The organism is Terriglobales bacterium (assembly GCA_035487355.1).
GTDB lineage: Bacteria > Acidobacteriota > Terriglobia > Terriglobales > Acidobacteriaceae > QIAW01.
In genome coordinates this window covers 29879-43316 of sequence record DATHMF010000031.1, presented here as the reverse complement: position 1 = coordinate 43316, position 13438 = coordinate 29879, and the positions used below count along the sequence as shown (strand labels likewise).

At 55.5% G+C, this 13438-nt stretch carries 12 protein-coding genes; 2 read left to right on the top strand and 10 right to left on the bottom strand.

Going from position 1 to position 13438, the window contains the following annotated elements; all coding sequences use genetic code 11:
- Nucleotides 1–2: 2 nt before the first annotated feature.
- The 4 genes from VK738_07500 to VK738_07485 form a co-directional block, all read right to left on the bottom strand.
- Entirely contained in the window at nucleotides 3–932 is a 930-nt protein-coding gene (locus VK738_07500; protein HTD22483.1) for an ABC transporter ATP-binding protein, read from the bottom strand.
- Nucleotides 925–2742, bottom strand: a complete 1818-nt coding sequence (locus tag VK738_07495) for a hypothetical protein (GenBank protein HTD22482.1) — start codon at nucleotides 2740–2742, stop codon at nucleotides 925–927. Before VK738_07495 ends, VK738_07500 begins: the two co-directional genes overlap by 8 nt.
- A gap of 55 nt (nucleotides 2743–2797) precedes the next feature.
- On the bottom strand, nucleotides 2798–3640 hold the full coding sequence (locus VK738_07490; protein ID HTD22481.1) for an inositol monophosphatase family protein: 843 nt from the start codon (nucleotides 3638–3640) through the stop codon (nucleotides 2798–2800).
- A gap of 168 nt (nucleotides 3641–3808) precedes the next feature.
- Nucleotides 3809–3985, bottom strand: coding sequence for a hypothetical protein (locus VK738_07485; protein ID HTD22480.1), 177 nt, complete (start codon nucleotides 3983–3985; stop codon nucleotides 3809–3811).
- Here VK738_07485 and VK738_07480 point away from each other — a divergent pair.
- Nucleotides 3984–4445 carry a YbhB/YbcL family Raf kinase inhibitor-like protein gene (locus VK738_07480; protein ID HTD22479.1) on the top strand — a complete coding sequence of 154 codons (462 nt, stop codon included), beginning with the start codon at nucleotides 3984–3986 and terminating at the stop codon, nucleotides 4443–4445. The two genes, VK738_07485 and VK738_07480, sit on opposite strands and share 2 nt — an antisense overlap.
- A gap of 3 nt (nucleotides 4446–4448) precedes the next feature.
- On the opposite strand, the gene VK738_07475 is transcribed toward VK738_07480, so the two are convergent.
- The 5 genes from VK738_07475 to pheA form a co-directional block, all read right to left on the bottom strand.
- Nucleotides 4449–4718, bottom strand: coding sequence for an RNA chaperone Hfq (locus tag VK738_07475; protein ID HTD22478.1), 270 nt, complete (start codon nucleotides 4716–4718; stop codon nucleotides 4449–4451).
- An 84-nt stretch (nucleotides 4719–4802) separates the two neighbouring features.
- The gene (locus tag VK738_07470; GenBank protein HTD22477.1) at nucleotides 4803–5759 is read right to left on the bottom strand and encodes a VWA domain-containing protein; all 957 of its coding nucleotides are present in this window, start codon (nucleotides 5757–5759) and stop codon (nucleotides 4803–4805) included.
- Nucleotides 5760–5824: 65 nt separating this feature from the next.
- Entirely contained in the window at nucleotides 5825–6550 is a 726-nt protein-coding gene (locus VK738_07465) for a molybdenum cofactor biosynthesis protein MoaE (GenBank protein HTD22476.1), read from the bottom strand.
- Nucleotides 6551–6639: 89 nt separating this feature from the next.
- Nucleotides 6640–9069: an endopeptidase La gene (gene lon / locus VK738_07460; protein HTD22475.1), complete on the bottom strand. Its 2430-nt coding sequence runs from the start codon at nucleotides 9067–9069 to the stop codon at nucleotides 6640–6642.
- A gap of 125 nt (nucleotides 9070–9194) precedes the next feature.
- The gene (gene pheA / locus VK738_07455; GenBank protein ID HTD22474.1) at nucleotides 9195–10004 is read right to left on the bottom strand and encodes a prephenate dehydratase; all 810 of its coding nucleotides are present in this window, start codon (nucleotides 10002–10004) and stop codon (nucleotides 9195–9197) included.
- A 202-nt stretch (nucleotides 10005–10206) separates the two neighbouring features.
- On the opposite strand from pheA, the gene VK738_07450 reads away from it, so the two are divergent.
- Nucleotides 10207–10968 carry a DUF4190 domain-containing protein gene (locus VK738_07450; protein HTD22473.1) on the top strand — a complete coding sequence of 254 codons (762 nt, stop codon included), beginning with the start codon at nucleotides 10207–10209 and terminating at the stop codon, nucleotides 10966–10968.
- A 77-nt stretch (nucleotides 10969–11045) separates the two neighbouring features.
- On the opposite strand, the gene VK738_07445 is transcribed toward VK738_07450, so the two are convergent.
- Nucleotides 11046–13397: a hydantoinase/oxoprolinase family protein gene (locus VK738_07445; protein HTD22472.1), complete on the bottom strand. Its 2352-nt coding sequence runs from the start codon at nucleotides 13395–13397 to the stop codon at nucleotides 11046–11048.
- Nucleotides 13398–13438 lie beyond the last annotated feature (41 nt).

Genomic DNA, 13438 nt, shown 5'->3' with positions numbered 1-13438 from the left:
ATTCACGGGTGCGGACCTCCAAAAATATCCTTATATACTTCTTCCAGTCCCGGTCCACGGCTGGTAAAGCGCGTGACGGCGATGCCTGCCGTCACCAGGTGGTGCAGCAAGGCGGCGGCCTGTTCCTCGCCTCCGGAAATTTCCACCTGCAATGCCTTTCCCGAGCTTCTCATGACCTTGGCCCCGGCAAATGTTTCTGCTGCGCGAGAAGCGGAAGAAGCCTCCCCCAAAATTTCCATCTCGCACAATAAGCTGCCGCTCTCCGCGTTCGCCTCTCTTCTCACCCCGTTAGGCAAGGAAATATTTTTCCCTGCGCCGATAAACACCACGTCGGTGCAAATATCCTCAAGATCACTCAGAATGTGGGAAGAAATGAGTATGGTCACACCGCCTTGCTGCAAAGCCCGCAACTGGTCACGCAATTGGATACGCGCCAGCGGGTCGAGGCCTGTGGCCGGTTCGTCGAGCAGCAGTACGCGCGGATTATGGATAAGCGTCTTGGCCAGCAGAAGTCGCTGCTTCATGCCAAAAGAAAGCGCTTCTACCTCGTCATGACGCCGGTCCTCGAAACCGGAATGCTCCAGAGCACGGCGCACAGCGTCTTTTTTCTGCTCCCCGCGCAGATGAAACGCCCCCGCAAAGAATTCCAGGTATTGCTCCACCGACATTTGTTGGTATAAACCGGGAATATCAGGCTGATAGCCTACGATCGTGCGCACGCTACGGGAGTTGCGCCTAACGTCTTTCCCATCAATCAAGGCTGCGCCCGCATCCGGGCGTATCAGTGTGGCCAAAATCTTGAGGAGCGTGCTTTTCCCTGCCCCGTTGGGCCCCACCAGCCCAAACAGGGCACCGCGCGGCACTTGCAGGGAAAAATCGTTGAGCGCCTGGACCCGGCTGTATTTTTTCTTCACACTGCGGACTTCAATCATGCGGTCTACCCAAGGCAACGATAGTAATCACGAACCGGTTACGGTCAGGTGTGATTCCTTCGAGCTCTGGCTCCCATGTGGGTTTTTCTCGCGACAGGCCAACAAAATATTCCTTATCGTCTCTGCCGAGCGCTGATGCCACGACGTCTTCCAGGGAAGGCGCCCCAACTGTATGCTCCTCCTTAACATCTGACTCTTGTTTGCATTTGCAAAAATCGGAATAGGTCCTGGATGGGGCCGATGCGGTATTAACTTCACTGCCTGCAGCTACCGCACCCAGAAGAAAGATCTTGGAATTTTTATCAACATAAATCGCGTCGTCAAAGGAACGGCCAGTTTCGTTTCTTATGTATCCCGGCTTGTCGCTGTGGATGGTGCCCGGTAGTTGAACAAAATCCCGAAAATCCAGGTCCCGGAAATCCCATCGCAACAAAGGAAGGTCAATCCCTTGCTGCGCGCCTATGCGGATATCCCAACCAGGCTCCCAATCTTCGTGGTTTTCCATGTTGATGATGGCCTGAGGCCTCTGCCCACTCGAGGGTGGCATGAGGATGGCCGGGCCCGGCGCAATTAACGTCGTCTCCTGGACCCGGGGAGAAGAAATGCGCAGTTGCGTTTGAGAAGCTGCCAGCGGGCTCTGTTCATCCATCCACTGCAGCACAACTTCGTCAACCGAGAAATTCCGTGGACGCTTGAAATCGCTGCCCGCGTAAAGCCCGGCCGCAAACAGCAGCGCCAGTACTGGAGTTGTCACCCAGGCCCACTCTCTGCGCCGCATCCGCCGCAAAATGGCAAAGTTCACAAAACCAACGATGATCGTGTAAACCCCCAGCCAAATTAAGACCCAGAGAAGCCGGGGAAACGTAAAATGCGTGGCCCAGAGGTGTTGCGCCCAGTAGCTTAGTCCCCAGGTTAAGCCTTCATCTGGTAATTGAGACACCCTCCAATAAACTCTTTCTCCCATAGCGCGCTTCAAACTTGCTCCGGAAAACGTGTCTTCGAGTTCTTTTGAACCCAGGCTGGGCACCAGCAGCAGCTTCCCGGCCCCGACGACGATTGCACCTGCTGAACTGTCTCCCTTTCTGTACGAAGAAAGAAAATTATCGTCGGCGATCTCCTTTTCCAGCACGACAAGCGTACTGCCCTGGCGGAGGTGTTGCTCCAGAGCGCTGCGCTGCAGCTCAGACAAGCTGGTGATGGGCGCAGCCAGAATGACCGTATCCACAGAGCCATAACCCCACCATGCATCAGGGGACTCTCCCCCTTTAAGCAGTACAAATTTGAAGTTCTGGTTTTTTTTATCTCGCTCCTCTTCCGTCCCGCCAAAAAGGACCTGGGCTTGGGTCTCATTACAAATGGCGTTGTCGTTAATGGAGCTGCCGTTACAAAGAATAGCAATCAGGGTGTTGGCGCCATTATGTCCCAACTCCGCGGTATCGGAGGCGATGACCTGTTTTTCATCCTCGTACAATAAATCTGCTTGTACATATTCGTGTTCGTAGTTGTTGGCGGTATAGATAAAAAAGGGCAGCTCCAGCTCCTGCGGCCCTGGTGAATCCAGCTTGGCGGTAAAAATATCCTCCCGCGTCGGGTAGCTCGTTTTCTTCCCTACCTTGATTCTGATCAGGAGCGAGCGGCCTGATGATGCAGCCGGGGGGTCAACGTGAAGCCTGATACGCGTGGGTGTAGAGGTTGAATAGTAGCCACGCAGCCCGATTTCCTCAATGTGGATCCGCTGGGCTTGTGCGCTCGAATACCCTACGAGCGCCAAGAGGGTGCACAGAACGGACTTCCGCACTTGCTGGTTCATGGAATTGACACATCATATTGGACACCACAAACGATAGCAAGGACTTGTAAAACCGTTATTTCTTGCGCTGCTGGGCGTACTCCACCGGGCTGGGAAGTTCAGCCAGACCGCGGCCGGCGAAGATCTCCTGGAAATTTTTCAGCAGCTCTTCGTGGATCAATCCGTTGGAGGCCAGCACCTCCCGGCTCGAGATATCAAACGGCCCGCCTGAAAAATTTTCCACCACACCGCCCGCCTCGCGTACCAGCACGACCCCTGCCGACGTGTCCCACGGGTTGAGGTTGAACTCCCAGAAGCCATCGAAGCGTCCGCAGGCTACGTAGGCAAGATCGAGCGCGGCGGACCCGGCGCGGCGGACTCCGTGCGAGCGCAGGGTGAGCTGATGATAGAAATGAATGTTCGGGTTCTTGTGCCGTTTGTGGCTGGGAAACCCGGTTGCCAGGACGCTCTCCGCCAGCTTGGCGGTCTTTGAAACATGGATGGGTTTGCCGTTCAGCGTGGCGCCCTTGCTCTTTTCGGCCGCAAACAGTTCATCTCGCGTAGGATCGTAAACCACACCGGCGATCAGCTCCCCGCGATATTCCAGGCCGAGAGAAACGCAAAAAACAGGATATCCATGGGCGAAGTTCGTGGTGCCATCCAGAGGATCAACATACCAGCGATAGTCGCTGCCTGACTTGGTCGAAGTCCCCTCTTCGCCGAGAATATCGTGCTGCGGCCAAGTGTCATGAATGCGCTCAACCAGCAACTTCTCTGAGGTGCGGTCGGCAATGGTAACTAGATCGGCGTCGCCCTTGTATTCAATGGCGACATTCTGGACAAAATACTGCATCAGCAGCACGCCGCCCTCACGTGCAATTTCTGCGGCCCGCGGAACAAACTCGAAATCAGAAGACATGAATCTAATGTAAAAGAGTTTCGCTTGATCGGGAACTGAATTCGCATTACAACAATAGGGTTGTGTTTGAAGACGTATGAACAGATGGCAAGACAATTGTGTGGCACAGCCGTCCTCGGCTGTGTAGCGGTGAATCCATAACTCGACAGCAGCGATGCGCAGTCCTTATTAACCCGGAGGCACAAACATGTACGGTGCTCCTATTCCCTCAACAAACATCGCCCACATGGTGCGTGTTCTCTTTTTCATCCTGCTGCTTGCCGGCTGCCAATCTGGCGGCGAAGCAACTAATCCACAGAAATCTTCTTCCTCAATATCAGGTGAAGCATCGGGAGGTTCAAACATGTCATTTTCATTGCAAAGTCCTTCCTTCTCGAGTGGCGGAGCGATTCCCAAAAAGTTCTCATGTGAAGGTTCCGATACCTCTCCTGCTTTGCAATGGGCTGAACCGCCGGCCAACACGCAAAGTTTTGTCTTGATTGCCGACGATCCCGACGCGCCCGCCGGCACATGGACCCACTGGGTGGCCTACGATCTGCCCGCAAGCCTGCGCCAGCTCCCGGAAGGAGTGTCTAAACAGGCGGGCCTCGCTCAAAGCGGGGCGCAAGGCATCAATGATTTTGGAAAGACCGGCTACGGCGGTCCTTGTCCGCCGCCAGGAAAGCCCCATCGCTATTTTTTCAAGCTCTATGCGCTTGATGCGAAGTTGAACCTTAAGTCCGGAGCCGGCAAGCAACAGGTAGAGAGCGCCATGCAGGTCCACGTCTTGGGCAAAGCTGAATTGATGGGAACGTACCAGAGATAAAACTTACGCTTGCTCGCTTTTTTCTGCTTCAACGATGTAGGCAATCTGCTCTTTATAAATAAAAAGATTGGGAGCATCGGTGCGCGTAAGCCGCACCATTTTCTCGTCGTAATACTCGATCCAGCCGTTGACGGTTTCTCCGCTGAGCAGTCTGACAGTCACGGCCGCCTGGTTTTCGCCAAGCGAACGCAAAAATGCCGCTTCCTGTCCGGTCTCAGCCGGGGGAACAGATCTGGGCTTCTTGATGGTGAAGGGATTAGGCCTGCGATTCACAGCCACAATTCTATATTGAGAGCAGCGAGTCAGCCAGTAGCGAGCCAACTAACGGCTAAGAGCCAAGAGCTAACAGTTCCCTTCTCAATGCGACTTCGAGGTGTAGTATCCGCTGCGGTTGCGCACAATAAGCTGCGCGTTCGTAGTGCCCGGAGATAACGATGACACACGCACTTCGATAGTTCGAAAATCCGAGTCTGCAAGTCTCTGGCTGGGATAGTAACCCAGCAGATACTGATTGCGCAGCTCGTCGGAAATCTGACGAAAAGCCTGATCGAGCCGGGTAATGGAATCGGCGTAGTAGTATTTGCCGCCGGTATCACGGGACATCTGAATGAGCGCGTGCTCTCCTCCGGTGTTGCGTCCTGCGCTGGCCTCAATAGGAACAATAATAATGGAGTACAGCAACGCTTCCGCCTGCTGGGCCTCGCGCAGCGCATCGTGGTAATCCACCTGGCTGGCGGTATCGCCGCCATCGGTAATCACCACCATGACCTTGCGTCCTTGTCTTTTTTCCAGGGCCAGGGAACCCAGATAGACTGCGTCATACAGCGACGTGGAGCTGCCCACTCGAACGTGGTTGATGGCGCGGTCAATCCGCTGCACATCAAAGGTAAAAGGGACCATCTCCTGGACATCTTGCGAAAAGCAATACAGCGCAAGCGTGTCTTTTCTTTCTCCATGCACGATGCTGTGCACAAATCGGCGGGCGGACTCCAGCTCAAAAGGAAGGTCCATGCGCGTGCTCAGGCTGGTATCAATGGCCAGGACCACTGAGAGCGGCAGCGCCGGCTCCTGGCTGAAAATCGCAATTTTCTGTGGGATGCCATCCTCGAAGACCTGGAAATTTTCCTGCTTCAAGTTCGCCACCGGAGCGCCATTGGAGTCGGTCACTGTGGTAAAAACGTCCACCAGTTTTACATCAATCTTAATATCCGGAGTAACGGATTGCTCCGCGTTGCCGCCAGGGTTGGCTGGAGCATGGGGATTGGCTGGAGCGTTGGTCTGCGCGTTCGTCTGGCACCAAACGGCGCCCGCCAAAACTATTTCCCCTAAAAGAAGAGCAATAAATCTGGATCGCATAGCCAATATGTAAAGTAGTCTGCTCACTTAGATGCGCCTGGCGGCGTAGCGTTACTTTGTGCGGTGGAAATTTCCGGTGGAAAGGGGTCTCCATCCGCCCAGACCGCTCCATCTTCGAAGTATTCCTTCTTCCAGATTGGGACCGTCTTCTTCAGAGTGTCAATCAGCCAGCGGCAGGCCTCAAAAGCGGCTGCACGGTGCGCCGAAGCGACCACGATGAGAACGCTGGTCTCGCCAATCTGAAGCCGGCCAAGTCGGTGGACCAAAGCAATATCCCGGACGGCAAACTTCTGCAGTGCCTGCTCGCGCAGCTCGCTCATTTGCTTCAACGCCATTTCCTCGTAAGCTTCGTAATCCAGGTAGAGCGTACGCCGCCCACGCGTGTTGTCGCGCACAATCCCTTCGAAGACCGCGCAGGCTCCGTCAGAAGCGTGTTTCAGTGCATTGGCAATAAGCTGAACATCAATCTTTTGACGCACAATCTCAACCCGCGCTACCTCTGTGCGTACGGGACCACTTCCGCCGCTCACCGGAGGCAGCAGCGCGACTTCATCCTGGTCGCGTAACACGGTCGAAGCTGGAGCATATTCACGATTCACCGAGACGGCAACGGAAGGAAGCAATGGACGCAACTGGGGAAATGCGGCGGTGTAATGCCCAATAAGATCTGAGATGCACGCACCCTCTTTTAAATCCACTTCCTCTTCCCGGCGTGAAACCACGTCGGTAAGAAGGCCGAAAAAAAGCACGCGAACCCTCATGGATACAGCATACCTTGTTTTTGTCGAGCGGAAATGGGATTGGTAGAGACGTAGCATGCTACGTCTCTACGCAAGGATTACGACGCGCGCACCAGCACTTCTTCCCGTGCTTTATCGTCTTTCTTTTCTTCCGCCGGGTTGGAAGGCAGCGCGATAGCCAGGACTTCTTCAATCGTCTTGGCGAAGTGGACATTTACGCCTTCAAGTTGCTCCGGCGTCAGGTCTTCGCGCAGGTTGGTCTCATTTTCAGCCGGCAGGATCACATCATGCACGCCAGCGCGCCGGGCAGCAAGCACCTTTTCTTTGATCCCGCCGACGGGCAGCACATTACCGCTCAGGGTGATTTCGCCGGTCATGGCGGTATACGGCCGCAGGCGTCGTCCGGTCAGCAATGAAACCAGCGCGGTCGCCATAGTGACGCCGGCCGACGGGCCATCTTTAGGAATCGCTCCTGCCGGCACATGAATGTGTATATCGTGATCGGCGAAGATGTTTTCCTGAATTCCCAATTGGGTTGCATTCGATCGCACCCAGGTCAGCGCGGCCTGCATGGATTCCTGCATGACATGCCCAATCTGGCCGGTCATGGTGAAGCCGCCCTTGCCCTTCATCATGGTGGCTTCGATAAACAGGACGTCACCGCCCGCCGGAGTCCAGGCCAGCCCCACGGTCACGCCAGGGCGCTGAGTGCGCTGGGCAATCTCGGTATCAATGCGTACTTTGATGCCACCCAGAAACTCCTGGACTACTTGCGGCGTCACGGCCAGCTTTTCGGCCTTGCCTTCGGCAATGCGGCGCGCCTGCTTGCGGCACATGGTCCCGATTTCACGCTCCAGGTTGCGCACGCCCGCTTCACGCGTATAGTGGCGGATCAGGTAACGTATCGTCTCTTTTGAAAATTCAATCTGTTCCGCTGTGATGCCGTTGGCCTCGATCTGGCGTGGAATCAAATAGCGGAAGGCAATGTGCTCTTTTTCGTCTTCGGTGTAGCCCTGTAAATCTATGATCTCCATGCGGTCACGCAACGGTTCCGGAATGGGATCAAGCATATTAGCGGTGCAGATGAACAGCACGCGCGAAAGATCGAAGGGCACATCCAGGTAATTATCGCGGAATGTGCTGTTCTGCTCGGGGTCTAAAACCTCGAGCAGCGCCGAGGCCGGATCGCCGCGGAAGTCGCGCCCGAGCTTATCCACTTCATCGAGCATAAAGACCGGATCGTTGGTCTCTGCCCGGCGCAGGCCTTGCATGATCTGTCCCGGTAATGCTCCGATGTAGGTGCGGCGATGCCCGCGCAACTCCGCCTCATCGTGCAATCCACCCAGTGACATACGCTGGAACTTGCGGCCCAACGCACGTGCAATGGATTTTCCTAAAGAGGTCTTGCCCACTCCCGGCGGGCCTACGAAGCAAAGAATCGGTCCTTTCATGCTGGGTTTCAACCGGCGCACGGAAAGATAGTCAAGGATGCGGTCTTTGACCTTCTGCAGGTCATAGTGGTCTTCGTCGAGAATTTCTTTGGCTTTGAGTATGTCTACTTCCTGGCCACTCGACTTGCTCCACGGCAGCACCGCCAGCCATTCGATATAGTTGCGCGTCACCGAATAATCCGCAGCCATCGGAGAGATGCGCGACAGGCGATTCAGCTCCTTCATCGCCTCTTTCTTGACCTCTTCCGGCATGCCGGAAGCTTCGATCTTCTGGCGCAGATCTTCTACGTCGCGCTGGGTTTCATCCTGCTCACCCAGCTCTTTCTGGATCGCCTTCATCTGCTCGCGCAGATAGAACTCGCGCTGCGACTGCTGCACCCGGTCCTGTACTTCAGATTGAATCTTGTTACGCAACTGCTGCACTTCAAGTTCTTTGGCCAGGTGCTGGTGAATTTTATCCAGCCGGATGCGAACGTCCTGAATTTCGAGCAGGTCCTGTTTTTCCTTGGTGGAAAGCAGCGGCAGAGAGGATGCAATAAAATCCACCAGGCGGCCGGGCTCTTCAATGTTCATCGCCACGGTTTGCAATTCATCGGAGAGCGTAGGCGAAGCGGCCACGATCTGCTGAAACAAAGTCAGCACATTGCGCTGCAATGCCTCAATCTCTGCTGTCGGGGGAGAAGTGGGTTCGGGAATCACTTCCGCCTCGGCCCGCATGAATGGAGTGAGCTGCACAAATTCGCGCAGGCGAACCCGGTCTAATCCTTCTGTGAATACAAATAAGCTCTGGTTGGGCATCTTGACCACTTTATGCACAGTGGCCAGGGTGCCGACGCTGTATAAATCGGTGGGCTGAGGGACATCGACTCGCGCTTCACGCTGGGCGACAACCACGATGGTCTTGTCCTCTCCCAGCGAACTGATGAGTTGCACCGAACTCTCGCGGCCCACGGTGAGCGGAAGCACTGCATGCGGGAATAGAACGGTATCGCGCACGGGCAACACCGGATACGATTGTTCTGTTTGCGGCAACTTGACTTCAGCGCTGCCTTCAATTTTGCGTGTTTGGTCCGCCATTGGCTTTCCTTTCGAGATATGGATGAGGTCAGCCACCCAAAAGATGCAAACGCAGGGTCAACCCATCTCCAAAGAGGAAGTGATTGTACTTGAGTTAAAGCACGCGGAGCAACGCTTAACCGTTACTATTTGGCTGCTGGATAAATGCCCAGGACCTTCACAAACTCCGAAATCTCAGCCAGATGGCCCAACGCCTTTTCCGCCCGCAGCTCCTGCCCGCATAACAGATCGGCATAAAAGACGTATTCCCAGGGGCGTCCCGGCACCGGACGCGATTCGATCTTGCTCAAGCTGATCTCGCGCAGTGCAAACACGCTTAGCGCTTTAAACAGCGCCCCGGATATGTTCTTGACCGCAAAGGCAATCGAGGTCTTGTTGGCGCGTGGCGCAACCCGGCGTCCCTTGCGAATCAGGAAAAAACGCGTGAAGTTTTGTTTATTGTCTTCCAGGCCCGACTGCAGAATTTTCCCACCGTATTGCTGCGCCGCCCTGTGCGCAGCAATGGCGGCCGTATCGCGCAAGTTGTTCTCCAGGACGTGCTTCACACTTCCGGCCGTATCGTAGAAGGGCTCGGGACGAATGTGCCGGTGTTGCTGAAAAAATTTACGGCACTGATCAAGGGCCACCGGATGAGAGAGCACCCGCTTGATCTGGCCGAGCGAGACCCCCGGCGCGGCAATCAGGTTGTGCTCTATGCGCAGGCGCATCTCCGCTTCGATCCAGAAATCGTGTTCGAGCATCAGGTCTAAATGCTCCACCACAGAACCCGCCAGAGAATTTTCAATGGGAATCGCTGCCGCTTGTGCCTTGCCCTTCTTCAAAGCGGCAAACACATCGCGTGAGACCGTGCAGGGTAGCACCTGCATCTTGGGCGCGAGCTGCCGTGCAGCCGTATGGCTGAAGGAACCGAGTTCACCCTGTATGGCGACTTTCATCTGTCACTCTCAATCTGGATATGCCTGCTGGCTTACAGATTATGGAATTTTGCCCGGTTATGCAAAACTGGTGGACTTTCAAGGCTCCTGTTGGATTGCTTTTTCGCGGGACATCCTATAACTTTGGCAGACTTCATTTATTTCAGCGAGGCCAGCGATGTTCTGCCCAAATTGTAGCGCCAATGTCCCCGAGGGATATACCATGTGCCCGCAATGCGGGCGCCGGATCAATGCGCCCCAAGCTCCTTCATCTACAGGAATCCCGGGTGCTCCGCTGCCGGGAGCCCGAACCGACGGCAAGGCGATCGCGAGCATGGTTCTGGGCATTCTGTCTCTTCTGCTCTGCCTCAATATCCTCACGGGTATTCCTGCAATCATTCTCGGGCACATATCACGTTCGAATATCCGTAAGAGCATGGGGCGGCTGAAGGGCGACGGTATAGCGCTGACAGGCCTGATTCTGGGTTATCTCAACATTCTGTTCATTCCCTTCATTCTGATTATCGCCGCCATCGCCATTCACAGCCTGATCCGCGCACGCACTTCTGCCAATGAGGCCAGCGCAGTGAGCATGGTAAGAACGTTGATCTCAGCCGAAGCTCAGTACCAGACAGTCTATGCCAACACAGGGTACGCCCCGGATATTGCAACATTGGGTCCAGGTCCAGGCGGGACCTGCGGCAGCGAAGCCGACAGCACGGCCGAGCATGCCTGCTTGATTACGGGACTAATCTGCACGGGCGACCAATGGTGCACCAAAACTGGCTACCGCTTTGTGATTCAGGCAGACGAACAACGGCCTCATCAGCAATACGTCATCAGCGCGCTACCGATGGTGCCTGACAGGACGGGCAGAAGAGGTTTTTGTTCCACGGTTGACGGTGTAATTCGATTCGAAGCCATCGCCAACCGAAATACACCATATACAGCGGAGGAGTGTGCAGCGCTCACGCCGATTGAATAATCGCTGATGACTGAAAGTCTTTGGCTAAGTCTAAGCGCCAAATGCTTTAACGTTCTTCTCTGTGCCCCTGTAGTGGGTTAACTTCGCCTCTGTGGTGAGTTAACTTCAATCACCAGCGCCCCTACCGAATCCACATGAAACTTCATGCCTGAAGGTACATAAGTTGTGGCGCTGTATTCGGTTACGATCGCAGGCCCGCGATAGACACGGTTTTTCTTCAGAGATGCCCGCTGCAGCACACCTTTCTTCTCTGCGGCCTTACCCGCTTCCCGTTCCTGGATTTTGAAATCGCTGAACTGTGCAGGTTGCACGCCCCGCAGGCGCAGCGTAACGATTTCAACTTCTCTTTCTGGATGAGCATAACCATAGCGTCGCTGATGCTCACCGTGGAAGGCCTTAACTAACGGAGCGATGTTTAAATCATGCACCGGCACGTTTAACTCATACCCCTGGCCTCTGTAGCGAAGGTCGGCGCTGCGCTTGAGCTGAATTGCTTTTTTCCATCCCTCAGTCTGAAAATCCCGCTTGGCCGTCGCTTCCAGTTGATCGAACTCGGCGCGCAACTGCCTCTTCAGTTCAGATGAGCTCTCGGGCCGCACAACATTCCACAACACGGTGCGGGAGTAGTCTTTTACCACGTCGCTGGCCAGAATCCCAAAAGCGGAAAGCGCACCCGGAAGGGGCGGCACCAGCACGCGCGGAATACCCAGAGAAGCCGCGAGTTCGCACGCGTGCAACCCTCCTGCGCCGCCGAATGCAACCAGGATAAATTCGCGGGTATCATAGCCGCGCTCAATCGAGACCAGCCGGATCGCCTTCTCCATGTTTGCATTCACGACTCGAATCACGCCCTGAGCAAAAGCTTGCAGCGTGAGCCGTTGATGCTGCTGACCGAGCCATGCGGCTGTAATTTTCCGCGTGCGCTCGAGGTCGAGTGAGAAATCTCCGCCAAGAAACTGCTCGGGACGCAATCTTCCCAAAAGAAGATTGGCGTCGGTGACCGTAGGCAACTCGCCGCGTCCGTAGCAGATCGGCCCAGGATCGGCCCCAGCCGACTCCGGCCCCACCCGCAGCGCTCCGGCAGAATCAAAGCGCGCCAGCGAACCTCCGCCTGCGCCTACGGTATGAATATCCAGCATGGGAACCCGCACCGGAAGTCCGGCAACCGTGCCTTCCGTTGCCGGTCGCGCCTCGCCGTCTACTAGAGAAACATCGGTCGAAGTGCCGCCCATATCAAACGCGATAATCCGCTCAAAGCCGCTGCGCCGCGCCATGGAGGCCGCTCCCATCACGCCTCCGGCTGGTCCGGAGAGCACCGTACGCACCGGCTCCCGCGCCGCCGACTCCAGCGCCGTGATGCCTCCGCTCGACTGCATCACAAAAATTTTCGTTTTGCTGGCCCCAGCTTCGCTCGCACTTTTGTCACTCGCCAGTCTTTGTCTTATAAGTTGCAGATAGCGCTGCATGACCGGTTGCAAATAAGCGTTCATCACCACCGTGCTGGCGCGTTCATACTCGCGGAATTCGGGCAGAATTTTATGGGAAAGTGACAGCGGCAGGCCCAGGGGTTCAAGTGCCGTGGCGATGGCCTGCTCATTGGCTGGATTGGCAAATGAAAACAACAGCGAGATGGCTATGGCTTCAACTTTGCTCTTCCCGATGTTGCGTGCAAGCTCCTTCAGCGCGCCGGCATCAGGGGCTTGCTGGATTTTCGCCGTGCAATCTGTCCGCTCCGCCACGCCAAAACGCAAGTCCGATGGGACCAGGGGCTGAATCGCATCAAAAAAGAAATCATAAAGCTTAGGACGCGCCTGGCGGCCGATTTCAATGATGTCGGTAAATCCCTTGGTCGTAACCAGGGCCACCCGCGCGCCCTTGCGCTCGAGCAAAGCATTGGTCCCCACGGTGGTGCCATGCAGCAGAACAAAATCTCGCTCACCGGCAATCTTCCACACCGCCTGTGCAATGGCCAGTGAAGGATCTGCCGGCGTGGAGAATACTTTGCGTAAGCGCAGACGGCCCTGCTCCAGCCAGACGCAATCGGTAAAGGTCCCGCCGGTATCTATGGCAATTCGCAGCGATTGCGATGGTGGCCGTCGAGTCACAGATGGTTCCTTGAGCAGAATGCAGGATTCTAAATCAAAGCCACCTTGCTCCGTTGACATCTTCAAATTTCCTCCAATTTCCACCCTGGTTTTCCACTTCAAAAAGCAGGCCAGCGCGAAAAACATTCCCCATAGTTTTATGCTACAGTTTCCCCATCGCATCATGTCATCAGCATCTGAACCGGTTCCGCTGTACTGTCCCACGTGTGCGTGCGAAGTCACCGATCCGCTGATCTGCGGCGACTGTTCCGCTGTAATCTGCCGGGTCTGCGGCACACCGCTGGAAGCGCCTGCCGACCTGGGCATGGGATAACGACAACTCATGCGCCCTTTATCTGAAACTCAGTCTGCGGCGCCCGCCCCTG